Raw genomic sequence first — 26,302 nt, 5'->3', positions numbered from 1 at the left:
TTGGTATAACAACAACTCAAATTAGCTGGCTTTTCAATGGAACTCATTTTTATTTCGGTTGCGTTCATTGCAGGTTTCGCCGCTCTGAAGTGTAACCTTCCACCTTTGGTTGGTTTTTTGCTCGCGGGGTTTGCTCTTAATGCTTATGGCTTTGAAAGCAACGACACCATCACCACTTTGGCAGACCTGGGTGTCACTCTTTTACTGTTCACTATCGGGCTGAAACTCGATGTTAAAACCTTACTCGCCAAAGAGATATGGCTAGGGGCGACGGTTCACAATCTTATCTCGACCGCATTTTTCACCGTCGCGCTGATTTTATTGAAGACTCTTGGCGTGGGCACGCTTGCCAGCATCGGTATCGAACAGCTTGTTCTGCTTGGCTTTGCCCTATCGTTCTCCAGTACCGTATTTGCGGTGAAGAGCCTTCAGGAGAAAGGTGAAATGAATGCCACTTATGGCACGCTTGCCATTGGTATTCTGGTTATGCAGGACATTTTTGCGGTGGTTTTCTTAACCGCTTCTACAGGAAAGATTCCTGAATGGTATGCCATTTCTCTCTTTATTCTGCCGTTCCTAAGACCGCTATTCTATAAGTTGCTCGACTGGGTAGGTCATGGTGAGATGCTGGTGTTATTTGGCATCTTCTTCGCTCTGGTCGTTGGCGCAGGACTATTCCATATAGTTGGAATGAAAGCTGACCTGGGTGCACTGATTCTTGGAATGATTCTGGCTGGGCACAAGAAAGCTTCTGAACTGTCCAAATCCCTTCTTAATCTGAAAGAGCTCTTTCTCGTCTGCTTCTTCCTGAACATTGGTTTAGCAGAAGAACCGACGTTGACCGGCCTGTCTTTAGCTGTGCTCTTTATGCTGCTTCTTCCGGTGAAAGGGATTCTTTATTTCTTCACTATCAACTTCTTCAAATTCCGAGTCCGTACCTCTTTGCTGGCATCGCTGACGTTATTCAACTACTCAGAATTCGGGCTTATTGTCGGAGGTCTGGCATACAAGATGGGCTGGCTTCCTGGTGACATTCTTGTCTCAATTGCCATTGCTGTGTCCATTTCATTCGTTCTGGCTGCGCCACTAACCCGTGCTGGTCATGAAATTTATCAGCGTAGTGCTAAATGGCTAAAAGAAGCCGCCGCAGAAAAACTTCATGCAAGAGACCAACTGATAAACCCAGGGCATGCACAAGTACTGATATTAGGCATGGGTCGTATCGGCACTGGTGCTTATGATGAAATAAGAACACGCTATGGAAAGGTGAGCCTTGGCGTCGAAGTTCGCGCTGATGCAGCTGCCACCCATCGTAGTCATGGCAGAAACGTGATTGAGGGCGATGCAACCGACCCGGATTTTTGGGAACGCATTTTAGATACAGCAAATGTTAAGTTGGTCTTGTTAGCCATGCCTCACCATTTGGGTAATCAGCTCGCGTTAGAGCAATTACAACGCAAAGACTTCAAGGGGCAGATTGCAGCGATCGCAGAATATTCTGATCAGCTCAATGAGTTGACTGAATTGGGTGTCGACGCCGCTTTCAACATCTATAGCGAAGCAGGTAGTGGTTTTGCACGCCATGTGTGCGACCAGCTCAAACCTGAATTTAAGCTTTAAAAAAACGGGTGCCCAAGTGATGAACTTGGGCACTCGGTTTACTCGTTTCTTAAAGACGTGGGCTTAATACCATACAGGCGGGACTCTTCTAATATTTGATCATACGCACTATCAAGAGCATCAGTACCAGCAAGTCTGAATGTCAGTCCCGTTACCGCATGCTTGTTCAGCAATTCCTCAACCAAAGGCGTTACGCTCCCGGAGGGATCGCTTTCGTTCAGACGGGCAAATTTAATCGCCATTAAGTGCTGATACAAAGTTTCACCTTTGTTTTCCTTGCATGCCTGACAAGCTTTTATCAATGCTTGCTCCTCTGGTATTGGAACCGTTTTTCCCCAAGAGTAGGCTATGTACCTGGCTTGCTGTTCTAACACGGGAAAGTAAGGTCCTATTTGCCCCCAATGCCCCATAAATGCCATTCCGGGAAGCTTGGGTGAGAAAGTATGATCAGCCAGAGTGATATGCATTCCGTCGACTTCTAGGTCTCTTTTCAACTCGTCAGAGAAAAATTCCAGATCCAGGCTGTACCCAGTACCAAAAATAACACCGTCTATTTCTTCGTGGCTGCCATCCAGAAAATGCACCTGATTATCACTGAATTTCTCAATCCAGGGCTTACAGGTGATTCTCCCTTCAGCGACTAAGTTCAAGTAATTCTGACTCCCCGTTGTACCTGCAATTCTGACGTCTTGGTCTGGCTCGGGTGCGCCATACCAAGCAGGGTTTCCTGAGTACGTTAAGATGAATTCTCTGGTTGTCTGTGCCCATTCTTCTGAGCTCGCCTGCTCTTGAAAAAGTGCACCACCTCTCGTAAATGCATAGCTTTCTACAGGAACGCCTGCAACAAGCTTTGGCATAATATAGCGCTGTCTTCTCATCGTAGTAATGACTTTGCTGGCGCCCAGCATGGCAAGATCAGACGCAATCTCAAGAGAGGAGATATTGCCACCAGCAATTAAGACACGCTTCCCCCGATAGAATTCAGGATCCTTGTAGTGAAAAGCATGAACTGAACCACACTCTCCACTGAATGTGTCCAGCCCCTTAATTACTGGAATATTTGGTCGGTTAAACGCTCCGGTAGCGATTACGACTTTATCGAATTGTTTGGAAAATATTCCCTGATCTCCTTCGAAAGTGAGCTTCCACCGGTTATCCAAACGATCTACAGACCGCAAGCTGGTATTCAGTGAAACGAAGCGAGCAAGCCCAAAGTGTTCGAGATAGCGGGTCAGGTATTGTTTGATCTGATCGTTTCTGGGGAAAATGGGCACATCCGCGTCATGATCCAAGTCGGAAAAGCGGGTTACCATGCGAGCCGTATTCGTGCGCATTGTCGGCCAGACCCCAGATTTGGGGTTATCTGCCGCCCACTGACCACCGATGCAGCTGTGGCTTTCATAAATTTCTGGCTTAACGCCCTGAGACTGTATATAACGGGCGGCGACAATCCCACTTGGACCGCCTCCAATGATTGCAACAGCTTCCATCTGTCTATCTCCTAAAACACAGGCTCTGTTGCCCTAGTGGAAGTAAATACCACCACAAACGTTTAACGCTTGTCCGGTTACAAAACTGCTGAGTTCTGAAGCGAAAAACACAGCGGGACCAACCACATCTTCAGGCGCACCAAGCCGTTTAAGTGCTGCCACCTCTTGCCAGTGTCTTATGGCTTCATCGGAGCCCAGATTGTTTTTCCCCATCTCTGTCAGGATGATTCCAGGGCAAATTGCATTGACTGTAATGCCAAATTCCCCCACTTCCTGCGCATAGACCCGAGTTAAGGTAATGACCGTTGATTTGGTGGCGGCGTAATGCCCCTGAGTCGCTACCCCCTGACGACCCGCAATGGACGCAATATTGATTATTCGCCCGAAGTTACGCTGCTTCATATGAGGAAGAATGGCATTGGTCATCAACAATACCCCTTTACCATTCACATCAAAGTGGGCATCCCAATCAGCCTCATCGAGGTCTTCTAGCTTTGAAGGTTTTAGGATCCCTGCGTTGTTAACAAGAATGTCGATTTTTCCAAATTCTTGTAGGGCTTCACCAGTAACTTCTTCCACCTGCTTTTTATTCGTCACATCCAGACTGTAGGCAACGCACTTACGCCCCGTTTCTAGAATTTGTTTCTGAGTCTGCTCTAACTCAACCTGTTGAGATGGAAGATCCGCGATGACGATATCCGCTCCGCTCTTTGCCATCCCAACGGCCAGTGCCCGTCCAATCCCTCTGCTGGCACCTGTTATCAATGCGACTTTGTTTGTTAACTCTGACATTCTGTTCATCCTTGCCTGTAGAGCTGAACGCTCTAATGGTTTTTCAGTGACCACTGGTTCATGGCATTCAACGTATCGTCAAACGAAACTAGCTTGCCGTCTGACCCCAACCCCATTGCCACTTTGGCAGCCACTGCATTGGCGAAACGCGCACATTCTTTAATGCCCCACCCCTTGGACAAACCAACTATGATGCCCGCCGTGAAGCTGTCGCCACACCCTGTGGTATCCACTACCTTAATATCGTGGGCAGGCAGTGAAAAAGGGGCTCCCTGTTCAGGTAATACATAAACCCCATCGCCCCCCATGGTTAAGATGACGTTTTTAACCCCTTTTTCTTTAAACCACTTTGCAACCAAAATGTGATCATCCATCTTCGCCATTTCTGACGCTTCTTCTATTGAAGGCACAAAGTAGTCAATGTAGGGCAAAAGTGGCTCCACCAAAGCTGTTGTTTCAGGAGTCGCCTGAATCAAATCAAAAGTAGTGATTCGACCAAGCTCTTTGGCTTTTTTGATAAAATTCAGCGTCTTCTCGCCATCAAAGTTTTTTAGTAGACCAGTTCCGCCAATATGAATAATCTGCGCATCGAGAGCAGCGTCCAGATCTTGCTCATGGACATCAAACCTTGTTGCGCTACCGGGCACATGCAATGCCGGGCGTTCTCCATTCGGTCGGACTGGCAGAATAGTGGCAGAGGTCTGGGTACTGTTATCGACCCTGACCAGTTCCGTATCTAATCCAAACCCTTTCATTTTGTTTATCAGAAAGTCACCCAGATCGTCGTTCCCTACAGTGGTCACCATACGAGTTTTTAATCCCAATATGGCGCAATCAACCGCTGTCGCTGCCGCCGTACCTGCGACTGTCATGCGGATCTCCTCAATAAAGTCAGCTCTTCCCCCCTCTGGGATGTGAGTAACCGGACGCCCCAAAATATCGAGGACCGCAAACCCTACCGCACTTACATCAAACTTCGTCATGCTTTATTTCCTTATTCAGCTTGTTTTCGAAGCCCAAACGACATGCCTAAAACCACAAATACCAGCACACCGATTCCGACCTGTTGCCAGAAAAAATTCCATCCCATCAGAAGCAATCCATTGCGAAGTACTGCCAGAAGCAACACGCCCAGAATCGTGCCGAGAACAGTCGGCTTTCGCTCGGCACTGATAGCCGTTCCTATAAAGGTGGCTCCTATGGCATCCAGTAGAAACGCATCACCGGCTAACGGAACGTAAGAACGCACCGTCGACGACAGTAAGATTCCGGCAATTCCGCATAGAACAGCACTGGAAACAAACACCATGGTGAGTTGAAAAGGCACTCGAATCCCAGAATATTTCGCCACGCCAGGCTGAGCGCCTAGTGCACTTAAATAACGTCCAAACTTCGAACGGTGAAGGGCGATGTAAACGGCTACAACACAGACAATCAGAACGATAACAGGCGTTGGCACTCCCAAAAGTGAAGTGCGGGAGATGGCTTCAAAAGGGGCGGAGTATTCTTCTCTGGTCAGATAGATGGGCACTCCGCCCTGTGTTGCCAGCTGTTGAATGGATTTACCAATAAAAAGTACGCCCAAAGTGGCCAGAAACGGGTCAATTTTCAATCTGTTAATGAGAACTGCGTTTAGCAAACCTACCGCTATCGCCGCGCAAATCGCCACTAAAACGCCATTTATTCCAGAGAAGCCTGCGGCAATCATCATAATGAATGCCATGGAAGAAAGGTCGATTGAAACCCCTACTGATAAATCAATCCCTCCGGATGCGATCACTATCGTCATGCCAAGAGAAACGATAGCCAGTAGAACAACTTTATTGACCACCAGATTGGTCAGATTTTCGAAATTTAAAAAACCCTCGGCAAACACCGAAAAGCCGACTATTACCAGACCAAACGCCACAATGACAAAGTAGTTGGAAAGCCTTTCTAGCGTAAATGGTCGGTCCGCGTGGTTAGATTGAGCTGTCATTTTCATCTCCTCAAGACTTTTTGGCGAATGATGTAAAGGCAACCACGATTAGAATCAACGCGCCCTGCACACCGCTTACCCAGTAGGAGGAAATACCCAACAACTGGAACCCATTTGAAAGTGACCCAATAAACAGAACGGCAATTAACGTTCCACCAATGGTAGGTACAAATCGCCTTGAAAATACAGCGCCTAACAGTGCAGCTGCCAATACGGGAAGAAGTAGAAGGCTGGTCCCCGGAGTTGACGCACTGAGGCGAGCCACAATCAGAATGGAAGTCACGCCCGCAGCAAAACCAGAGAACAGATAGCTGCCATAGATGTACCGCCCAGTGTTAATACCCGCGGCTTTTGCTGCTTCAATGTTGCCTCCAACGGCATACATTCGAAGCCCCAAAGGACTAAAGTGCATGACAGCAGAAATCAGCACAGCCCCGACAATAAGGCACCATGACAAGCTGCTGATACCAAGAAAGCTGCCAAAAGTGAGAAGATCCAGCAGTGGAGACTCTGCGCCAACGACGCTATTTTGAGTAACCACCAGCTCCAGACCAGCGGCTATATTCATGACTGCCAACGTACTGAGCAAAGGCAAAATTTTTAGAGTAACCACCGCAAAACCATTAAGCAGCCCGACAAGTAAACCCGTCGTTATAGTCAGAGGGATCGCCTGAATATCGGTATAACCATTTTTCAGCATAACGGCGTAAACGGCAGAGCAAAGACCCGCATTAGCAGCAACAGAAAGGTCGATCCCCCCTTTTTGTACGTCGGTGCCCGTCGCGACAAATACGACCGTCATGGCAAAGGCAAGAAAGCCGAGAATGGCAGACTGCTCAACAATGTTTTGTAGGTTATATGCAGACGTGAACCCCCGAGCAGAAAGAGCGAAGTAGATCATAATCCCTAGCAATGCGACGAAGGCACCCAGGCGTATTGCGAGCTTCTGAACTGAGAATACTTTTTGTGGTGTGGTCTGAGCCTTAATTTGAGAAACGGTGGTACTGCTGCTCATGCATGACTCCTTTCACTGTTGGTGAGCTGCCCTGATGCCGCAGCGAGCAATTCTTCGGCGTTGATTTCTCCCTTGCGGTATTCAGCGATCATCTCTCCTTTGTAGATAACCAAAATTCGGTCGCACATCTGTGTGACTTCCTCAAAGTCAGAGGAAACAAACAGGATTGATTTCCCCTCTCCTGCCAGTCGGTTAATCAAATTGTATATTTCGACTTTTGAGCCAACATCAACCGCCACAGTAGGTTCATCAAGCAGATAAACCCGGCTGTCTCTCGAAAGCCATTTGGCTACCACCACTTTCTGTTGGTTGCCTCCTGATAAATCCCTCACCGGGGTCTGGCAGCTCGGAGTTTTGATATCCAGTTCAGAAATCAACTGGTTAACAGCATTCAGCTCAGCGGCTCGATTGACCAATCCTTTTGTACTGAAATTACTGACCGATGCCAGAGAGATGTTTTCACTAAGAGGCAAACTGACGGCAACCCCATGGGCACGCCGATCTTCTGGAAGCATCGCTATGCCTTTCTCCACGGCGTTAACCGGGCTGGAAAAATGCTGTTTTTGACCGTCTAACCGAATTTCCCCACTGTGGGGAGACTGCAAACCAAAGAGTGTTTGAAGCAGTTCTTTATCACCAGAACCAAGGAGACCGGCAATTGCGACTACCTCCCCGGCGTGCACGTTAAAAGAGATGTCATAATAGTGATCTTTGAGAGACAGGTTTTCGACTTCCAATACTGACTGCCCCAAAGTTACATCCCGGGGAGGATACATTTCGGAGGTATCGCGATTGGTCATCATTTCAACTATTTTTTCAATCCCTACCTCTTTAGGTGTTACTTCCCCAACATTCTCACCATTACGCAATATGGTAACTGAGTCGCAAATCTCCATGATTTCAGACATATAGTGAGAAATGAAAATAATGGTAATTCCATCATTTTTCAGGCGGCGAAGTACCTTGAACAGGCTGTCGACTTCTTTAGTGACCAAAGCCGCAGTAGGCTCGTCCAATACCAGAATCTTGGCTTTCTGAGCCAGCGAACGCGTGATTTGAACAATTTTTTGCTGCGCTGTAGAGAGGTCTGAAATTAAAGTGGATGGTTCAAGATTCAGATCGAAATATTGTTTGAGCAATAAGCCAGCATCAGCATTCATCTTTCTATGATTGATAAAAGGACCAAATCTGGGTTCATTTCGAAGAAAGATGGCTTCTGCGACTGTCGCAGTGTTAACCAGCAAACGATCCTGATGAATAAAGTGAACACCCACTTCTTCAATCAGCTTTGGAGTTATGGCTGCTAACCTTTGACCTTCAACGATGATGTCTCCTTCATCTCGTTTGTACATACCTGCCAGAATCTTTATTACGGTGGACTTCCCTGCTCCATTTTGCCCCACTAAGCCATGAATTGTGCCCTTGGCTATTTTCATAGACACATCACTGAGCGCCTTGACTGGACCGAATGTCTTAGAAACCCCATTCATTTCTATTGCGATAGAGCTCATATTGTTCTCCCGAATCACCAATCAGAAACATACTGCTGCCTCAGGAGCAGCCAGTATGTTTCTGAACAGTCTGGCTTACTGCGCAGATTCCTGTTCCTTTTTCGCCTTCAAGAATTTTTCTGCCGTGACGTCAGCATTAAGTTTGTTGATTAATACTGCTGGCACCATAGTGAAGGATGGCACTTCCTTACCATTCAAATAAGCAGCCACTGTACGAGCAGCCTGACGACCAATTTCATAAGGTTGCTGAGCGACCACTGCTCCAGCTGCAGAATCTGGGTTTGCAACCATCTCAATAAACTCAGGACTGCCATCGACACCATAGGTACGAATGCCTTTACGTTTTGCCGCTTCAATTGCCTGAGTCGCGCCTATCATTGGCACATCCCAACACGCGACGACAGATTTAAGTCCAGAGTCAGGACCATATTTAGTCAGCATGTCTGTCATATCAGAATAGGCTTGCTGAACCGTGTTAGGGATAACATCGCGGAGCTCAGGAGAAATGATCTCGATGTCGGGGAAAGATTGGAAAACATATTTGATCTGATCGATACGGATTTTACAGACCGGAACCGAGGCAAACCCATTAAAAATGATCACTTTGCCTTTGGCTTTCATATCGGTAACCATCTGCAAAGCCAGATCTGCACCGATATTGTAGTTGTTAGATGAAGTGTTGTTGATTGAGTGCGCGCTAACAGTATCCACCGTGAACAAAGGGATACCAGCTTTGCGTACTCGTTTCAGCCAGGGGTCAAGAACATCAATATTCCCTAGCTGTTCTATAATCGCATCTGGTCGCTGTGCAATTAAGGTTTGAATCTGACTGACCTGAGTCTGATCATTTCGACCTGCATCCAGAGCAATGACTTCCGCTCCAAGAGCTTCTAATTCATCGATCTGCCCCTGATAGGCTTTCAGATCCCAATCGTGGTCAGTCCCAATTACTGTGACACCTACCGTTTTCCCCTTAAGGGGAAGCGCTTCCTTGGCCACACCCAGTGTACTGGCAGACATTGCTGCAACTAGGATAGTGGCGCTTATCATAGTGCTGATTTTATCTGTTAGCATTTTAATCATCCTAATCAATGCTCATGTATGCTGAAAACCGTTTTGGTTTCAGCCCGTTAAACCATCCTCAATCGCCATGCCCATAATTGGTCATTCGATTGATGACGTTTTGAATTTCTTCCTTTGAAAGTAGCGGCGGCTCACCCATAGGTAAGCAACCTAAGTACTGTTTCGCCAGCGCTTCCACTTCAATCGCCAGCCACATCGCTTTATCCAGAGATTGCGCAGTAGCAATCATTCCGTGGTGAGCCAACAGGCAGGCTTTACGCCCTTCCAGAGCTTTAAGTGCATTGTTTGAAAGCGCTTTTACACCGAATGTTGCGTACTCTGCGCAGCGGATATCGTATCCACCCGCTACCGCTACCATGTAATGAATGGGTGGAATATCCCGATTCATAATCGACAGAGTTGTACAAGCTGTCGGATGAGCGTGGACTATCGCGTTCACATCCTTCTTTTGTCTCATAATATCGATGTGAAAACGCCACTCTGTGGAAGGGACACGATCCCCTTCTATCACGCCATCAAACCCCATCCATACGATGTCCTCGGCGCTCATTTCGTCGTAGGGCAACGACGTTGGAGTGATCAGAATTCCATCCTGATACCGGACTGAGATATTGCCTGATGTCCCTTGATTCAGCCCATTTGAATTCATGGAAATACACGCATCGATAATCGACTGGCGCAATGCCCGCTCATTTTTCGCAATCATATTGGTCATTTTCTACTTATAAACATGTGTACCCACCATCGATAGCAACGATGGCTCCCGTCATGTAACTCGATACATCGGACGCGAGAAATAAAATCAGAGCCGCCACCTCAGACGGTGTCCCACACCGCCCCATGGGCGTCATTTCTATCCATTTATTGAAAAGCTCTGGGCGCGAACGCATCTCAAGGGTCATTTCCGTTGCGATGTATCCGGGTGCCAGCGCGTTCACTCGGATCCCTTTCTGAGCCCATTCCACGGCAAGTGCTTTGGTTAGCTGGTGAACCCCTCCTTTAGAAGCCATATAGCTGGACGCAAACTGAGGGGTATTGATGATGTTGCCGGACATAGAGCCCATATTGACAATCGCACCGCTTTGGCGCTTTAACATGTGTGTGGCAAAAGCGCGGCAAGCCCAGAATGTCCCGTTCATGTTGACGTCCATTACCCGCTTCCAATTGCGCTCAGCAATCTCGTCAGCTTCATGAAGCTCAGCAATACCAGCGGAATTCACCAAAACGTCCACCTGACCAAACTCATCTGCCACTGCCTCAGCAGCAGACACCACCGCTTGTTCATCAGTAACATCTAGTGCCTGAATAAAAACGCTCCGTTCTGATGAGATGTAGCCCATAGAGGTCAAAGCAGATCGCGCACGTTTCAGAGCCTCGGCATTTAAATCGAGCAGTGCTAAATCTGCGCCGCATGAAGCAAAAGCTTTTGCGGCTTCAAGCCCAATGCCACTCCCTGCTCCGACAATGGCAACGACCTTTCCTGAAAAATCAAATGCTCTTTGGTAGTCCATCCGTGACCTCAAATGTAAATATTGAGTTAACCAAAAGATCTTTTCTGGTTAATTTTTAACCACTATAAGTGAGAGATTAAAAACTTGTCAATCTGGTAAGTACCAGAAATAGAAAAAATCTGAGTATGATCAGAAATAAGATATTTTTGTGATCTTGATCGTTTGGATAAATACAGAAATGGTGAATTGGATATCACATGAACAGTGTTGCGTTAGAGCAGGCTACTTATGAAAGAGATTAAGTTATAAAATAAAATCAATAAGATAGGTAAGAAATTGGATTTAAAAGCTACACAAGGTGTTGAAAGCAAAAGATCAGGTCTATCGAATTGGCTCAGATCTACCCATCATTAAGCAGAGGTAGATCAAAGGTGTACATTGCTGGTCGCAACGTGAATTCTGGCGATAGCAGAATTGTAGTAGGCGCGGTAAAACTCCAAAGGCATGTCACTGGAATCATAAGCTATCGATTCGATGGCAATGACAGGTTGTCCATTCTCAACCCTTAGTTTTTTGCAGATGTCTTCACTTGGTATGACAGCGTTAAGCCAGCGCTCTGCCCGACGTGATACCAACCCATACCTTTCTTTAAGCAATTGGAAAATGGACTGGTCTTCAATATCGATATTTTCAAAGCCTGGCACTTTGTGAGACGGCAGAGAAATAATGGTATGGGTAATCGGTGTATCTTCGAAACTGTATATGCGCTCGATTCTCACGACCTTGCCATCTTTAGGAAGGTTAAACACTTTCGATTCAGCTTCATCAGCATTCACTTTTCTGAACTCAAAAGTTTGTGACGTGACCTTATAGCCTCTGGCTTCCAAATCGGAATGCACTGACATGTTCGAAGTAAGAAAATCCGTTTCCATTTTAGGCGGAGCGACAAAAATCCCCGTCCGGGCAACTTTATTCAATAGCCCCTCTGAAGACAGGCTACCCAAAGCAGAGCGTATAACGGAGCGGGATACTCCGAGTATTTCACACATTGTCTGTTCTGATGGAAGACGGGTATTTACGGGAAGTTCCTGACGGTGAATGCTGTCTGCCAGAGCATTTTTAACAGCAAGCCACAAAGGTACGGAAGATTTGCGGTTTGGAAGTAATCCCGCAGCAATCTGATTTAACACTGTAATTGCCTGACTGTTGTTAGCGTCGTTCTTTGGTCTTCCCCGACCACGGCTGCCAACGGAAGCAGATTTGTCCTGTTTGTTTACATAACTCATTGACGGCAGTAACTCTCTTGTTTGCGCTCACTTCCTTAAAATTACCCTATCACGCTTTTTCAAGATCCAAAAATACCAACCACTCGGTTCTTAAACTTACAAAGAGTTATCTCCCTACTTTTCAAAATCTGTCCAAAAAACCATCGAATATAAAACCTCATTCACTTTTATAGGCATTAAAATAGAAAATATTTAATAAGACCACGCAAGAGTAAATTATTTTATTCCTAAGAGTTGCAATTTGTAATGATAGTGGCAGATTAAATGTAAAAGATTAAAACGGATTTACTTGAGGAATTGGTATGTGTTCAGTATTCGGCATCCTAGACATAAAAAGTGATGCAGCAGCGTTAAGACCAGTCGCACTGGAAATGTCAAAGAAACTGCGTCACCGCGGACCTGATTGGTCTGGTATTTATTCATCAGATCGAGCGATTTTAGCGCACGAACGTCTTGCTATTGTTGGTCTGAACAGTGGTGCCCAACCTCTGTACAGTCAGGACAAGAAACACATACTCGCGGTTAATGGTGAAATCTATAACCACAAAGAACTCCGTGCTCGCTACTCCGATAAGTTTGATTTCCAGACAGATTCTGACTGTGAAGTTATCTTAGCGCTTTATCAGGAAATGGGCGCAGACCTGCTTGAAGAACTGAACGGTATCTTTGCATTCGTACTATATGATGAAGAGAAAGACACCTACCTGGTTGGTCGCGACCACATCGGTATCATTCCTCTTTACCAAGGTTACGACGAACACGGAAACTACTATGTGGCTTCAGAAATGAAAGCTCTGGTTCCTGTTTGTAAAACCATCAGTGAATTCCCTCCGGGTTGTTACTACGGCAGCGGTGATGCTGAACCTCAGCGCTACTACGTTCGTGACTGGAACGAGTACGCCGCTGTACAAGGTAACTCCACAAGCAAAGAAGAACTGACTCAAGCACTGGAAGATGCAGTTAAACGTCAGTTGATGACGGATGTTCCTTACGGTGTACTTCTGTCTGGTGGTCTGGACTCTTCAATTACTTCTGCGGTTGCTAAGCGGTTTGCAGCAATGCGAATTGAAGACGATGAAAAATCGGAAGCATGGTGGCCTCAACTTCACTCATTTGCAGTGGGTCTTGAGGGTGCACCAGACTTAAAAGCTGCGCGTGAAGTAGCGGACAAGATCGGGACTGTTCACCACGAGATGACTTATACCGTTCAGGAAGGTCTGGACGCTATCCGTGATGTGATTTATCACATTGAAACTTACGATGTCACAACCATTCGCGCATCGACTCCAATGTTCCTAATGGGTCGTAAGATCAAAGCCATGGGCATCAAGATGGTACTTTCTGGAGAAGGTGCGGATGAAATCTTTGGCGGCTACTTGTATTTCCACAAAGCACCTAACGCGAAAGAATTCCACGAAGAGACCGTTCGCAAGCTGCTGGCTCTGAACATGTTTGACTGTGCTCGGGCCAACAAATCTCTGGCGGCATGGGGTGTAGAAGGTCGAGTACCGTTCCTGGATAAAGAGTTTATTGACGTGGCTATGCGCCTTAACCCTGAAGACAAAATGTGTGGCAACGGCAAGATGGAGAAACACATTCTGCGCGAGTGTTTTGAACACTACCTGCCAGATTCCATCGCATGGCGCCAGAAAGAACAGTTCTCTGATGGCGTAGGCTACAGCTGGATTGATTCGTTGAAAGAAGTCGCGGAAGCTAAGGTCACCGATCAGCAAATGGAAACTGCCGCTTACCGTTTCCCTTACAACACCCCAAGTACCAAAGAAGGTTACGTTTACCGTGAAATCTTTGAAGAGCTATTCCCGCTAGAGTCTGCAGCGAAATGTGTACCGGGTGGTCCTTCGGTTGCCTGTTCTTCTGCTAAAGCCATTGAGTGGGATGAGTCGTTCCAAAACTGCATTGACCCATCTGGTCGCGCAGTGCAAACCGTTCACAACGACGCATACTAAACCAAAAGAGAAAGGCGCTTATTAAGCGCCTTTCGTTTATTCCCAGGAGAGAGAAGAGTTGTCAACGCTGACCTTGACGGGTTTGTTTATCATTTCAACCAGCAAGAACGAGCGCTTATCGCCATCGGGTTCCTGATAAATCGCCGTAATACCTGCAAACTGCCCTTCTTCAATTTGTACCGCCTGACCTTTTTCTGGTTCAGACATCTTAATGACGGCTTCATCTTCTTTTTCAAGAAGTTTTAGCTCGTATATCAAGTCCCCTTGCAGCTCATGTGGGTGTGCCCCACATCGGATAAAGTCCACAACCCCACGAGTAGAGCGCACGGTTGTAAAGCTCGGTCCGGCTTCGTAGTCGAAGCGAATAAACACATAACACGGAAACAACGGCTCTTTTACTGTCTGTTTCTTGTTGCGAAGCACTTTTTCGACTTCCACCTCGGGGTAATAACATTCCACACCCTGATTCTCGAGATTCAACTTTGCCCGAGCCTGTTCACCACGCTTGCAATATAAAAGATACCAACGTTTCATTGCTCAATATCGGTCTTAATTTTTAGCCCATAATACCATCTTCATTAACTAGTCTAAATGCAATAATGCAAACAAAGATTACAGCAAACCGTGGCTTTCATTCAGGCGTATATTGGTGAAGATTTTGGTAACAAGACAAGCCTGATAACGCTTATCGTCATGGACGATCAATGATAACCGTCGCTCATCCGTTTCTTTCCTTCTATTAGGTCAGGATGTCAGCAGCAAGATCGCAGGATCATCTTGCCTTTCATTTTTGTTCTTTCGATTCCAACAGACTTCAAATAAGAACAGACAATGCAAAAACAACATTCCGAATTTATGGGGCACCCAAAAGGGTTGTTCCTTCTTTTCAGTACCGAATTGTGGGAACGCTTCTCCTACTATGCGATGCGCGCCATTCTGGTACTTTTTCTCACCGATACCACTATAAATGGCGGGCTTGGCTGGACGAATCAGCAAGCCTTGCAACTCTACGGCGCATATACGGGGTTGGTTTACATTACCCCTCTTATTGGAGGATGGCTTGCAGACAACTATCTGGGCCAACGCCGTTCACTGTTAATGGGCGGCGTTTTGATGGCGCTGGGGCAATTTGCATTAGCGCTTCCTGACAATGCCCTGCTGCTTTCTGAAACTCATGCTTTATATCTGGGTCTCGCTTTAATCATCGCAGGTAATGGGCTATTCAAACCCAATATCTCAACCATGGTTGGTGACCTGTATCAGGAAGGTGATAACCGACGTGACGGCGCTTTCACAATTTTCTATATGGGCATCAATATCGGCGGTCTTCTGGCAGGTTTAGTTTCTGGTTCAGTTACAGGTACATACGGTTGGAAAGCAGGCTTTTTAGCTGCCGGTATCGGCATGGTTATTAGCCTGTTACTGCAGATGGGGTTTGCTCACCGCTGGCTCGGAAACATTGGCATAGAACCTGCTGCAAAGAAACACGCCGTGACAACTCAGTCCAGACAACCATTAACCAAAGAAGAAAAAGATCGCATGAAAGTGATTATGGTGATGGGGCTGTTTGTGGTGGTATTTTGGGCAGGATTTGAACAGGCTGGTGGTTTGATGAATGTCTATTCCCAGCAATACACCGACAGAATGGTCGGCGGATTTGAAGTTCCTGCCGCCTGGTTCCAGTCGCTCAATCCTTTCTTCATCATCACGCTTGCCCCTATTCTGGCGGCACTGTGGATCAGAATGGGAAAGAACGAGCCCAACTCACCGATTAAGTTTGCGCTGGCACTTTTCTTTCTGGCACTTGGTTTTCTCTGCATGGTAGGAGCGGCGCTCGAGCAGGGTGGAGACCCGTCAGCCAAGACTTCGATGCTTTGGCTTATCGGTGCGTTTTTCTTCCATACACTGGGAGAGCTTTGTCTCTCGCCAATCGGGTTATCGATGGTAACTAAGCTCGCTCCTCTACGATTAGCGTCTTTGATGATGGGAGTCTGGTTCGGATTTAACGCCATTGCTAACTATGTTGCGGGCTACATAGGCTCTCACGTCGGCGACTTTGGTGCTTTAGCCATTTTCGGAGGCATCGCGGTAACTGCAACTCTTTCTGGTTTGCTGCTGATTTTATGTTCCAATCAGTTGATAATCTGGATGCATGGTGCGGAAGACAAACCCGAGCTTGAAGACGAAGATGAACACGCCGCTCTGGCATTGAACGAAACATAAAAACTGAAGGCTGCCATTTGGCAGCCTTCTTTCGATCTATAGTCAATCTCTAGCGTAGATACGGGTTTATCACCGCTTTCATCATCTCGATATGACTAGGATCCGCATTAAGACAAGGAATGTACTGGTAATCTTCTCCACCAGCCTCCATAAATATTTCCTTGTTTTCCTCTGCTATTTCTTCAAGCGTTTCTAAGCAATCGACAGAAAATGCAGGCGTAATCACTTGAAGCTTTTTGGTTCCACGAGAAGGCAGCGCTTCCATGGTTTCGTCGGTATAGGGTTGCAGCCATTCTTCTCTGCCGAATCGTGACTGATAAGTCATGCCAATCTGCTTCTCATCAAGTTCTAGCTCTTGGGCAAGTAATCGAGTTGTAGCCTCACAGTGCCGAGGATAAATGTCTCCGTTATCGGCATAACGTTTAGGTATACCATGGTAAGAGCACAACAAATACTCGGATTGCCCGTGCTTTTCCCAATGAGCACGAACACTGTCTGCCAGTGCTTTGATGTACATCGGGTGGTCATGGTAGTCGCGGATAACGGTGTAACCCGGTATCTCTGGCATTTTTTTGAAGGCATCGGTTAAGCCATCAGACACAGCTGCAGTTGTTGTTGACGAATATTGAGGGAATAGAGGCAAGACAATGATTTCTTTACAGCCCTGCTCCATTAAACGTTCAATCCCGGATTGTAGGCTCGGGTTACCATAGGTCATCCCCAACTCAACAGGCACATCCAGTGACTCTTTTAATGCCAGAGCCTGAAGTTTGGAATAGACCATCAAAGGGGAGCCGTCATCCATCCATACTGTCTTGTAGAGCTTGGCGACTCTTGGGGAACGGGTCGGTAAAATGATGCCGTGCAATAACGGGCACCATAACCAACGAGTCAAATCGACGACACGTTTATCCATCAGGAACTGAGCGAGAAATCTTTTGACAGCAGGCGCGGTTGGCTCGTCAGGGGTACCCAGGTTAGCCAACAAAATGCCTTGTTTTGGCATATTATCCATATTTATCCAATTTCAGATTGAAACGTATATCCAAGTAACCTTCTCTGAGGAGAAACGCACTAAGGACACTTGGGTATACCCTTTCTATCTCAATGGGTTATTTATTTCCACAGTTTAGATATTTACGAACTCTTTTACCATTTGGATTCATTTCAATTTGGAAAAGTTTGTTCAAATATCTGTGTTCCCAAAAAGTCTTCAAAAACGAAAAAAGCGGTCTTTAAGACCGCTTTAACTATATCAAATCATTAAAAAGATTGTCTGATTAAGACAACGCTTTTTCGATGTCTGCACTCACATCAGCAACTTGCTTAGTACCATCAAACTTAAGGTACTTCGTGTTGCCAGCTTCTGCTTCTTTACCGTAGTACTGAATCAATGGTGCAGTTTGCTCATGGTATACACCCAGACGAGCACGCACTGTCTCTTCTTTGTCGTCATCACGAACAACCAGATCTTCACCAGTCACGTCGTCTTTGCCTTCTACTTTAGGCGGGTTGTACACAACGTGGTAAGTGCGACCGGATGCCAGGTGAGCACGACGACCCGCCATACGCTCAACAATCACATCATCAGCAACATCAAACTCGATCACGTAATCAACGTCTACACCCATTTCTTTCAGACCATCAGCCTGAGGAATTGTGCGAGGGAAACCATCTAGTAGGAAACCTTTTTCACAATCGTTTTCAGCGATACGCTCTTTGATCAAACCAAGAATGATGTCGTCAGAAACAAGTTGACCTGCATCGATCACTGCTTTCGCTTGTTTACCAAGCTCAGTGCCCGCTTTGATAGCTGCACGTAGCATGTCACCAGTAGAAATTTGTGGAATACCATATTTTTCCATGATGAATTGAGCTTGCGTGCCTTTACCTGCACCTGGAGCACCTAGAAGAATGATGCGCATGTTGGATCCTCTTAATATTTTGAATTTATACCGAAGCTCACAGCGTGAACGGTAAGTTTCGGTATAACTGCTTTACGAGGCGCTGAGCCCCAATGAAATCGGGCGTGAATATACCATATATAAATGACTATTTTCGACCCTTGCCAGTTTGGCTACTCAAAAAGTGACCATTATCTCCAAGTAACCTAACACCTACTCCGCATGAGATACGTCGCTAAGGTAATAAAGCCCCACTCAAAAAGTGGGGCTTGATACAGTGTTACCTAGGGAATTTGATTCGCCTATTACACCTTAGTCAAAAGCTGGTTGACCGCACCAACGTACTGCGTTGGATCTTCCAGCGCACCGCGTTCTGCCAACATTGCCTGACCAAGTAATACTTCAACCCAGCGACCAAAGATTTCTTCGTCGGCTTCATCCGCCATACGCTTCACCATGTCGTGTTCTGGGTTCAGTTCAAAAATGTACTTCACTTCAGGAACAGCCTGACCAGCCGCTTCCAGAAGCTTCGCCATTTGCGTACCCATTTCAAAGTCATCAGTCACAACAACTGCAGGGGTAGACGCCAGTTTGAAGGTTGTACGAACCTCTTTCACTCGGTCACCCAAGTAAGTTTGCGTGCGCTCAACCACCGACTTGAACTCTTCTTCGGTTTCTTTCTGCTTCTCTTTTTCTGCTTCGTCTTCAAACTTGCTCAGATCCAGACCCGCTTTAGTGATTGACTGGAACTGCTTGCCATCGAACTCGGTCAGGTAGTTCATTAGCCACTCATCAATGCGGTCAAACATCAGAACAACTTCGATGCCTTTCGACTTGAACTGCTCCAGATGCGGGCTGTTCTTCGCTGCTGCGTAGCTGTCGGCTGTCAGGTAATAAATCTTGTCCTGACCTTCTTTCATGCGCTCTACGTAAGACGCAAGAGAAACAGTTTGCTCAGAGTTATCAACTTCAGAAGAAGCAAAACGCATCAGCCCTGCAATTTTCTCTTTGTTTGAGAAGTCTTCTGCCGGACCTTCTTTCAGAACCAGACCAAACTCTTTCCAGAAAGACAGGTATTGTTCTTCATCTTTCTTCGCCATTTTCTCAAGCATACCAAGCACACGCTTAGTACAGGCACTACGAAGTGACTGAGTCACCTTGTTATCCTGAAGAATTTCACGAGAAACGTTCAAAGGCAGGTCGTTGGAATCTATCAAACCGCGAACAAAACGCAGGTAGCTTGGCATAAACTGTTCAGCGTCATCCATGATGAATACGCGCTGCACATACAGCTTCAGACCACTCTTGTGATCGCGGTTCATCATATCCCAAGGTGCTTTCGCAGGGATGTACAACAAGCTGGTGTAGTCGTTTTTACCTTCGACTTTGTTGTGGCTCCACGTGAGTGGATCTGCAAAATCGTTTGCTACGTGCTTGTAGAATTCTTTGTATTCGTCTTCAGAAATGTCTGACTTACCACGAGTCCAAAGCGCCTGAGCCTTGTTGATTTGCTCCCACTTGGTTTCTTCTGTTTCTTTGCCTTCTTCATCCTTCACTTTGGTCAGAATGGAAACAGGAATACCAATGTGGTCAGAATACTTGCTGATTACATCACGCAGACGGTACTCAGACAGGAACTCTTTACCTTCGTCACGCATGTGAAGGATGATGTCTGTACCACGCGATTCTTTGGTGATGCTCTCAATGGTGTATTCACCTTCACCTACCGAATGCCACTGCACTGCTTCATCGCTTGCCAGACCAGCTGCACGCGTACGCACTGTTACTGCGTCAGCAACAATGAATGCAGAGTAGAAACCTACACCAAACTGACCGATAAGCTGCGAGTCTTTGCTTTGATCTTCAGAAAGCTTCGCGAAGAAATCCGCTGTACCGGACTTTGCGATGGTACCCAGATGCTCGATCACGTCATCACGGCTCATGCCGATACCGTTATCAGAAATCGTTAGGGTATTTGCCTCTGCATCAAACGACAGCTTAACACCTAGGTCGGCGTCACCTTGATACAGGTCTGCGTTTGATAGCGCTTGAAAACGGAGCTTGTCTGATGCGTCAGACGCGTTAGAAATAAGCTCGCGTAGGAAAATTTCTTTATTCGAGTATAGAGAATGAATCATCAAATGAAGTAACTGTTTTACTTCTGATTGAAAGCCTCGAGTTTCTTTGTTGTTTGTGATTGTCTCGCTCATCTTCACTCCAAAACTAGACATTTAGATGCACAAATTTGAAAACCTGGAACTTTCTTGAGAGTTGGTTTTCAAACTAAATTCCAAGATGCTAGTTAGATGTGGCTGGCAAATGTAAATTCAAGGTCAAAAGAGATAAAAACAATGTTTTTTTGATCGTTTTTGATTATTCTATGGTGCGTAAAAATTCTCAAAGAAGATAAAGTGTGAATAAAATCACACTCACACACCTTCGGTTTCACAGAACTCTAATCAAGACTAAGTGCTTCAATAATGACTAATATCGGTACTAAATTCATTCTCGCGCAACGGTTTATTTTTGATCCTAACAGCAACTCGTTAGTAGACCAGCACAGCGACAATGAAGTTATTCGTCTGGGAAGTAATGAAAGCCGTATTTTGCTTATGTTGTCGGAACGCCCAAATGAGGTGATCACCCGTCAGCAGCTGCACGAATTCGTTTGGCGCGACCAAGGATTTCAGGTCGATGACTCCAGTCTGACTCAGGCTATTTCTACCCTCAGAAAGATGCTGAAAGACTCCACAAAATCTCCACAGTTTGTAAAAACCGTTCCTAAGCGTGGGTACCAACTCATCTCTTCGGTTGAACGCAATACACCTAACTCTAATGAAGAAGTTGCCGACCTTCCTGAAGTAACAGAACCCGCTGTAGACACTAAAGAGTTGGTAGAAAAAGAGCCGTCTACTTCAGCCGTTACCACGCCAGTTCAAGATGATGCTGTCATCATCCCATCTGAACCGGTACAACCTGCATCAAAAGACAGCAAATGGGTCTGGCTTGCCGTCATTCTGGCATTTGCTCTGCCATTCTTAACCTACTTAGGCTCTCAGCAAAAACCAGCCAAATTCACAACCATTGCAGAAGTCGCTGGAATTCCGGTTCGCATGCCTGAAAACCACCCTAGTATGCAGCAGTCTCTGCCGAATATAGAGAAGTGTATCGAGCACTACGCGTCGCAACATGAAGGCGATCTCGCGCCTGTTCAAGTGATAGCAACGGGTGGTCAAAATGGACAGATCATTTTGAATTACATCCACTCTATTCACTACTCAAGTGAAAACGTGACTTTGCGGCTCTTCTCAACTCAACCAGACTTTGCACAGGTATGTAACTAATGACTATGACGAAAAACTTGAAAAGAGCGTTAATTTTTCTGGTTGTGTCAGCGCTCGCCAGTGCATGGCTCTATACACAAACAAGCGCAAAAGTTGAGAATGTTCTGACCTCACGCGAATGGCAGTCGCGCATGGTGACTCGTCTTTTCATTGAGTCCGATTCTGAGCAGGATGAGGTTATTGGTCCTTTGAGAAAAGCGACCATAGATTCGAATGTAAAGTACCTGCCAAACGGCACTTATCTGCGGGTATCACGGATTAACCTTTACACCGGAACACACGAGAAAAACACCTCGTCGACCATTAATGTATCGGAAAACGGTGCCTGGGAATTGAGTGATAACTACCTTTTGATTGAGCCTAAAGAGTTTAAAGATATCTCGTCCAATCAGGGGGCAGACTTCACCGACAAGCAACTCAAAGTCATTACCCAGATTTTCAAAATGGATGCTCAGCAAAGCCGTCGGGTTGAAATCATCAATGCAAAAGCGCTGTTGATGACCAGCTTGGATCACGGTTCCACCGTTTTGTATTCTCACTAACAACACAAGGGGAGGCAGGGTTGCCTCCCTCTTTTCAGAAAGACTATGGACTGGCTTCAAAGCACTTATCTCTTTATTGGTTCCTTAACCGCGAGCACCCTATCTTCTATAGCAGGAGGAGGAGCAGGGTTACTCCAGTTCCCTTTACTTATTTTTCTTGGGCTGAGTTTTCAGACAGCGCTCGCGACACACAAGATCGCCACGGTCGCTATGGGGCTGGGAGCGGCAATTTCACACCTTCGTGCCAAACAGTTTGATCTTAAGCTTGCCGTCTACCTTATTGTCACAGGTTGCTTGGGAGTGGTTGCAGGGGCTTATGTCGTATTGATCTTACCGGGAAAAATTGGTGAGTTATTACTTGGTTTTATTATCTTGTCTCTGGGTATCTATTCCCGATTCAAAAAAGAGCTAGGACAGCAGGAACGCCCCAGCCACCGAGATCCTCTAGGATGGCTAATTGGTGGTGTTGTACTGTTTCTGCTTGGTATCTTCAATGGTTCACTGACCGCCGGTTCTGGCTTAGTTGTTACTCTGTTCTTAGTTCGCTGGTTTGGTTTCAGTTACAAACAGGCGGTTGCACTTACTCTGGTTTGCGTAGGGCTGTTCTGGAACGGCATGGGAGCGATAGCCATAGTGAATGTCGGCATCGACCCTCACTGGACCTGGGTGCCCATTCTACTCGTCAGCTCCTTTCTTGGTGGCTGGCTTGGCGCAATTGCAACCCACCGTTTACCAAATTCTGTTATAAAAATTGCTTTTGAAGTGCTGACCATTATGGTGAGCATTAAACTTATCTATTCCGCCTGGTAAGAGGGTTCTATGGAAAAAGCCATTATTGATATTTACTATTGCCGCCAATGCAATTGGATGCTCCGCTCTGCCTGGCTAAGCCAAGAGTTGCTTCACACGTTCAGCGAAGAAATTGAAACCGTGTCTTTGCACCCTGATACTGGAGGGCGCTTCGAAATACACTGTAATGGTGTATTAATCTGGGAGAGAAAACGCGATGGTGGGTTCCCGGAAGCAAAAGTGCTCAAGCAGAAGGTTCGTGATGTGATTGACCCAGAGCGAGATCTGGGTCATTCGGATTCTAAGTAACCTAAAGTCTGTTGAATGGATAAAGCCTAGTTCTCATTTTATATGAGTGCTGGGCTTACATCTCCCCCGCGACAATGACCTCTCCGGAAAAACTCTGAACGACAAACCGCCCATTTTCATAAAGCCCATAGCTGGCTTGATACCCGTCTCTAGGGAATGTAGTGCTTCCAGGATTAAAGATGAACACGCCGTCCACTTCACCTGCGACAGGAATATGAGTGTGTCCGTGACAAATAACATCCCCCGCCTTTAGGTTAGGGCGCTTGTTTGAATTGTAGATGTGACCATGAGTTAAAAAGAGACGCCTGCCATTTTCTAACAATACCCATGTGTAATCAGACAGTGTTGGAAAGTTGAGAAGCATTTGATCCACTTCACTGTCACAATTGCCACGGACAGCAATGATTCTATCGGATAACTCGTTCAACATTGCAGCCACTTCTGGCGGGTTATAGCCATCAGGAACCGGATTTCGCGGTCCGTGATTTAGGGTGTCACCAAGCAATAGAAAGTGTTCGCAACCCGATTGGTGGAAAGCCTCAATCACTTTCTTCGTCGCATGCGCGCAGCCATGTAAGTCTGAAGCAAAAAACAGTCTCATAAGATCCTCATCAGATGAAAAGTCGAGCAAGATTCGGACTCTACACCAATCTTATCCGCTTGTGCTTTGATTTCACACCAATGAGGAACGAGTCCTGAGAAATTTCAAACGTCTTTTGCCATGCCATTGATGACTATGTTGTTGTAACTCACCATGCCGATGACTTTACCGTCCTCAACCACTGGGGCACGGCTGATGCCGAAACGCTCAAACAGTCGGGCACAATATTTAACGTTCATATTGGGCTGCACAGAGAGCGCGGGCTTGGTCATGATTTCATAGATATTGGTTCGCTCTGGAGAACGGTTCTGCGCCAGTACTCTTTTGGCAATATCATTCATAAGCACAATGCCGTATTCGTCGTCTTCGTAACGTTTGTCCACCAGCAATGCTTTCACCTGATGCTCTTTTGCCAAATGAATGGCTTCCTGAACGGTTGTCAGACCATCGACAATTACGTAGGAGTCTGACATGACATTTCTGACCTGTATCATCATCTGCATACTCATAATTTTTCTTCTACTACTCTGGTTAAAGTTTCAACTTGATGGGCTACGCCCACGGCGTCTTCTACATCAATTTGCACCGCAATGCCCTGCCCTGATGCTTCATCAAATTCGCCTACCTCACCAATTTTTTCGAGAATATGGCGAGACAGATGCTCTTCTACCACAAACAGCAATACGTCTTTCTGAACTTCTAACGTCAGCCCTAAGAAGGTTGTTTTCTTATTGAGACCTTCTCCACGAGCGTGGTTGATTACTGTCGCTCCGGTTGCCCCTGCACTGCGTGCGGCATCCAGAACCAAATCCGTTTTACTTTCTTCAACAAAAGCAATGATGAGTTTAAAGCGCATTTTCTTTCTCCTTTGACGAAGATCGCTGGTTCAGCCATTGAGTTAGCTGCGCGTAACCCATGACGGAAATCATTGGAAATAAACTGGCGAACGCGATCAGTCCAAAGCCATCGATAACCGGGTTCCTCCCCGGCACTGTGGAAGCTAATCCCAACCCCAGAGCTGTAACTAACGGAACGGTAACGGTTGAGGTCGTTACACCACCGGAATCGTACGCCAGAGGCACAATGAGTTTGGGAGCAAAAAAGGTTTGAATCACCACCACGATGTAACCGCTGATGATGTAATAATGGATAGGGTCTCCGACCACGATGCGATAACTACCAAGTGAGATGCCCACGGCAACACCAAGTGCGACTGCAAATCGCAATCCATTGACGCTGATTGAACCACCAGACACCTGGTTCGCTTTAATCGCAACGGCAATCAGTGACGGTTCCGCCACTGTGGTACTGAAGCCGATAAAGAAGGCAAACAAATACACCCAGTAGTAATCTATCCAGTCTAGGGACTGACCGAGCGATATTTTAAATTCTTGCAGAAATTCAGGCTCTGTCAGCTGCGTTGCCATGGTTTCACCAAGTGGAAACAGTGCCAGTTCCAGACCTATAAGGAAAAGCGATAAACCGAGCAGAACATACACAAACCCAAGAACCACTTTCCCCAGATTAACAATCGGCTTGCGCAGCACCGCAAACTGAAAACCAAAGATAATCGACGCTATTGGAATCACGTCACGAACCGTTCCAACAAAGGTATCAATAAAAAGAGACGGGCTAATCATGACAGCACCATCCCGTAGATCATCACAAACATCATTGGCAACAACGAGGCAAATGCGATCAGACCGAAACCATCAATCATTGGGTTTCGTCCTTTAATCGCTGAAGCCAGACCTACGCCCAGAGCCGTAACCAGAGGCACCGTAATGGTCGAGGTTGTAACGCCGCCCGAATCATAAGCAATACCGATAATGGTATCTGGGGCGAACCCAGTCAGTATCACGATCCCCAGATAGCCACCAATAATCATGATGTGAATCGGCCACCCTTTTAAAATTCGGATCACACCAATCACAATCGCCACTCCAACAGACAGAGCAACGGTTAATCTCAAGCCATCGGCGTAGCTTTCCATTGCTTCTTCGGTATGGTCGATGACTCCCCCTTCCGCTGCTACCTCTGAGGCTTCCTGTGCGACTGCCGTTAACGCAGGCTCTGCGATAGTGGTACCAAACCCTAGACTAAAAGCAAAAATAATGAGCCAGACGACACTCCCCTTTCTGGCAAAGGCTTGTGCCATGGATTCGCCGATAGGAAACAAACCCATTTCAAGTCCAAAAATGAAAAAAGTAAGACCCAGAACAACAAGGAGTAAGCCAAAAAGAATGGAGAGTAAGTTAGGAAGAGGTTCTTGTAGAACAACAAGCTGAAAGAATCCGATAACCAGTATTATCGGCATAAGATCTCTAAAGCTGGAAAGCATAGACTTAGCTAGCGCAAGAATGGCTGACATTCCACCCCCTGTGATTTCTGGTCAGC

26 protein-coding genes are annotated in these 26,302 nt (G+C 46.4%); 7 read left to right on the top strand and 19 right to left on the bottom strand.

The genetic code is table 11. The features are described 5' to 3' along the window. The first annotated feature begins 36 nt into the window (after positions 1-36). Positions 37-1,620, top strand: coding sequence for a cation:proton antiporter family protein (locus QMG91_RS04550; RefSeq protein ID WP_281829153.1), 1,584 nt, complete (start codon positions 37-39; stop codon positions 1,618-1,620). A 38-nt stretch (positions 1,621-1,658) separates the two neighbouring features. Here QMG91_RS04550 and QMG91_RS04545 read toward each other — a convergent pair whose 3' ends face one another. The 10 genes from QMG91_RS04545 to QMG91_RS04500 form a co-directional block, all read right to left on the bottom strand. Beyond that, positions 1,659-3,110 (bottom strand): flavin-containing monooxygenase, encoded by a 1,452-nt coding sequence (locus tag QMG91_RS04545; RefSeq protein WP_281829151.1) that lies wholly within the window; start codon positions 3,108-3,110, stop codon positions 1,659-1,661. A gap of 33 nt (positions 3,111-3,143) precedes the next feature. Further along, positions 3,144-3,902: an SDR family NAD(P)-dependent oxidoreductase gene (locus QMG91_RS04540; RefSeq protein WP_022551338.1), complete on the bottom strand. Its 759-nt coding sequence runs from the start codon at positions 3,900-3,902 to the stop codon at positions 3,144-3,146. Positions 3,903-3,934: 32 nt separating this feature from the next. Further along, positions 3,935-4,885: a carbohydrate kinase family protein gene (locus QMG91_RS04535; protein ID WP_281829149.1), complete on the bottom strand. Its 951-nt coding sequence runs from the start codon at positions 4,883-4,885 to the stop codon at positions 3,935-3,937. A gap of 11 nt (positions 4,886-4,896) precedes the next feature. Beyond that, entirely contained in the window at positions 4,897-5,880 is a 984-nt protein-coding gene (locus QMG91_RS04530; protein ID WP_004400531.1) for an ABC transporter permease, read from the bottom strand. 10 nt (positions 5,881-5,890) lie between these two features. Continuing rightward, positions 5,891-6,895, bottom strand: a complete 1,005-nt coding sequence (locus tag QMG91_RS04525; RefSeq protein WP_022551341.1) for an ABC transporter permease — start codon at positions 6,893-6,895, stop codon at positions 5,891-5,893. Beyond that, positions 6,892-8,406: a sugar ABC transporter ATP-binding protein gene (locus QMG91_RS04520; protein WP_281829146.1), complete on the bottom strand. Its 1,515-nt coding sequence runs from the start codon at positions 8,404-8,406 to the stop codon at positions 6,892-6,894. The genes QMG91_RS04525 and QMG91_RS04520 overlap by 4 nt, the downstream gene beginning before the upstream one ends. A gap of 75 nt (positions 8,407-8,481) precedes the next feature. Next, positions 8,482-9,480: a sugar ABC transporter substrate-binding protein gene (locus tag QMG91_RS04515; protein ID WP_281829144.1), complete on the bottom strand. Its 999-nt coding sequence runs from the start codon at positions 9,478-9,480 to the stop codon at positions 8,482-8,484. Positions 9,481-9,547: 67 nt separating this feature from the next. Then, entirely contained in the window at positions 9,548-10,204 is a 657-nt protein-coding gene (locus tag QMG91_RS04510; protein WP_022551343.1) for an L-fuculose-phosphate aldolase, read from the bottom strand. A gap of 7 nt (positions 10,205-10,211) precedes the next feature. Then, complete coding sequence (locus QMG91_RS04505) at positions 10,212-11,000, bottom strand: SDR family NAD(P)-dependent oxidoreductase (protein ID WP_022591394.1); 789 nt, start codon at positions 10,998-11,000, stop codon at positions 10,212-10,214. Between the two features lie 365 nt (positions 11,001-11,365). Next, complete coding sequence (locus tag QMG91_RS04500; RefSeq protein ID WP_004400519.1) at positions 11,366-12,226, bottom strand: GntR family transcriptional regulator; 861 nt, start codon at positions 12,224-12,226, stop codon at positions 11,366-11,368. A 302-nt stretch (positions 12,227-12,528) separates the two neighbouring features. Between QMG91_RS04500 and asnB the strand changes: the two genes are divergently transcribed. Beyond that, positions 12,529-14,193, top strand: a complete 1,665-nt coding sequence (asnB, locus tag QMG91_RS04495; RefSeq protein WP_004400517.1) for an asparagine synthase B — start codon at positions 12,529-12,531, stop codon at positions 14,191-14,193. 36 nt (positions 14,194-14,229) lie between these two features. Here the strand turns inward: asnB and rfaH are convergent, their stop codons facing one another. Further along, positions 14,230-14,727 (bottom strand): transcription/translation regulatory transformer protein RfaH, encoded by a 498-nt coding sequence (gene rfaH / locus QMG91_RS04490; RefSeq protein WP_045966489.1) that lies wholly within the window; start codon positions 14,725-14,727, stop codon positions 14,230-14,232. A 297-nt stretch (positions 14,728-15,024) separates the two neighbouring features. On the opposite strand from rfaH, the gene QMG91_RS04485 reads away from it, so the two are divergent. After that, on the top strand, positions 15,025-16,416 hold the full coding sequence (locus QMG91_RS04485) for a peptide MFS transporter (RefSeq protein WP_281829139.1): 1,392 nt from the start codon (positions 15,025-15,027) through the stop codon (positions 16,414-16,416). A gap of 49 nt (positions 16,417-16,465) precedes the next feature. On the opposite strand, the gene hemH is transcribed toward QMG91_RS04485, so the two are convergent. From hemH to htpG, 3 genes are all read right to left on the bottom strand, one after another. After that, the gene (gene hemH / locus QMG91_RS04480) at positions 16,466-17,431 is read right to left on the bottom strand and encodes a ferrochelatase (protein ID WP_200766801.1); all 966 of its coding nucleotides are present in this window, start codon (positions 17,429-17,431) and stop codon (positions 16,466-16,468) included. Between the two features lie 265 nt (positions 17,432-17,696). Continuing rightward, positions 17,697-18,341, bottom strand: a complete 645-nt coding sequence (adk, locus tag QMG91_RS04475) for an adenylate kinase (protein WP_022591388.1) — start codon at positions 18,339-18,341, stop codon at positions 17,697-17,699. A gap of 284 nt (positions 18,342-18,625) precedes the next feature. Continuing rightward, on the bottom strand, positions 18,626-20,530 hold the full coding sequence (gene htpG / locus QMG91_RS04470; RefSeq protein ID WP_281829135.1) for a molecular chaperone HtpG: 1,905 nt from the start codon (positions 20,528-20,530) through the stop codon (positions 18,626-18,628). Between the two features lie 270 nt (positions 20,531-20,800). Between htpG and QMG91_RS04465 the strand changes: the two genes are divergently transcribed. Genes QMG91_RS04465 through QMG91_RS04450 form a run of 4 tightly spaced genes read left to right on the top strand, consistent with a single transcriptional unit; the run spans position 20,801 to position 23,304 of the window. Next, positions 20,801-21,664, top strand: coding sequence for a winged helix-turn-helix domain-containing protein (locus QMG91_RS04465; RefSeq protein ID WP_281829133.1), 864 nt, complete (start codon positions 20,801-20,803; stop codon positions 21,662-21,664). Next, complete coding sequence (locus tag QMG91_RS04460; RefSeq protein ID WP_004400509.1) at positions 21,664-22,206, top strand: regulatory protein ToxS; 543 nt, start codon at positions 21,664-21,666, stop codon at positions 22,204-22,206. Before QMG91_RS04465 ends, QMG91_RS04460 begins: the two co-directional genes overlap by 1 nt. A gap of 45 nt (positions 22,207-22,251) precedes the next feature. Beyond that, positions 22,252-23,016 (top strand): sulfite exporter TauE/SafE family protein, encoded by a 765-nt coding sequence (locus QMG91_RS04455; RefSeq protein ID WP_281829130.1) that lies wholly within the window; start codon positions 22,252-22,254, stop codon positions 23,014-23,016. A 9-nt stretch (positions 23,017-23,025) separates the two neighbouring features. Then, positions 23,026-23,304 carry an Rdx family protein gene (locus QMG91_RS04450; protein ID WP_022591384.1) on the top strand — a complete coding sequence of 93 codons (279 nt, stop codon included), beginning with the start codon at positions 23,026-23,028 and terminating at the stop codon, positions 23,302-23,304. A gap of 55 nt (positions 23,305-23,359) precedes the next feature. On the opposite strand, the gene yfcE is transcribed toward QMG91_RS04450, so the two are convergent. The 5 genes from yfcE to QMG91_RS04425 all read right to left on the bottom strand — a co-directional run bounded on the left by yfcE (position 23,360) and on the right by QMG91_RS04425 (position 26,276). Beyond that, the gene (gene yfcE / locus QMG91_RS04445) at positions 23,360-23,905 is read right to left on the bottom strand and encodes a phosphodiesterase (RefSeq protein WP_281829128.1); all 546 of its coding nucleotides are present in this window, start codon (positions 23,903-23,905) and stop codon (positions 23,360-23,362) included. A gap of 104 nt (positions 23,906-24,009) precedes the next feature. Further along, positions 24,010-24,414 (bottom strand): CBS domain-containing protein, encoded by a 405-nt coding sequence (locus QMG91_RS04440; protein ID WP_004400500.1) that lies wholly within the window; start codon positions 24,412-24,414, stop codon positions 24,010-24,012. Then, positions 24,411-24,761 carry a P-II family nitrogen regulator gene (locus tag QMG91_RS04435; protein WP_004400499.1) on the bottom strand — a complete coding sequence of 117 codons (351 nt, stop codon included), beginning with the start codon at positions 24,759-24,761 and terminating at the stop codon, positions 24,411-24,413. The genes QMG91_RS04440 and QMG91_RS04435 overlap by 4 nt, the downstream gene beginning before the upstream one ends. Further along, positions 24,751-25,545 (bottom strand): DUF1538 domain-containing protein, encoded by a 795-nt coding sequence (locus tag QMG91_RS04430; protein ID WP_022551356.1) that lies wholly within the window; start codon positions 25,543-25,545, stop codon positions 24,751-24,753. Before QMG91_RS04430 ends, QMG91_RS04435 begins: the two co-directional genes overlap by 11 nt. Next, complete coding sequence (locus QMG91_RS04425; protein ID WP_004400496.1) at positions 25,542-26,276, bottom strand: DUF1538 domain-containing protein; 735 nt, start codon at positions 26,274-26,276, stop codon at positions 25,542-25,544. Before QMG91_RS04425 ends, QMG91_RS04430 begins: the two co-directional genes overlap by 4 nt. Positions 26,277-26,302: the final 26 nt, after the last annotated feature.

The organism is Vibrio nigripulchritudo, assembly GCF_027924785.1.
Lineage (GTDB): Bacteria > Pseudomonadota > Gammaproteobacteria > Enterobacterales > Vibrionaceae > Vibrio > Vibrio nigripulchritudo.
This window is presented reverse-complemented; position numbering and strand designations above follow the sequence as displayed.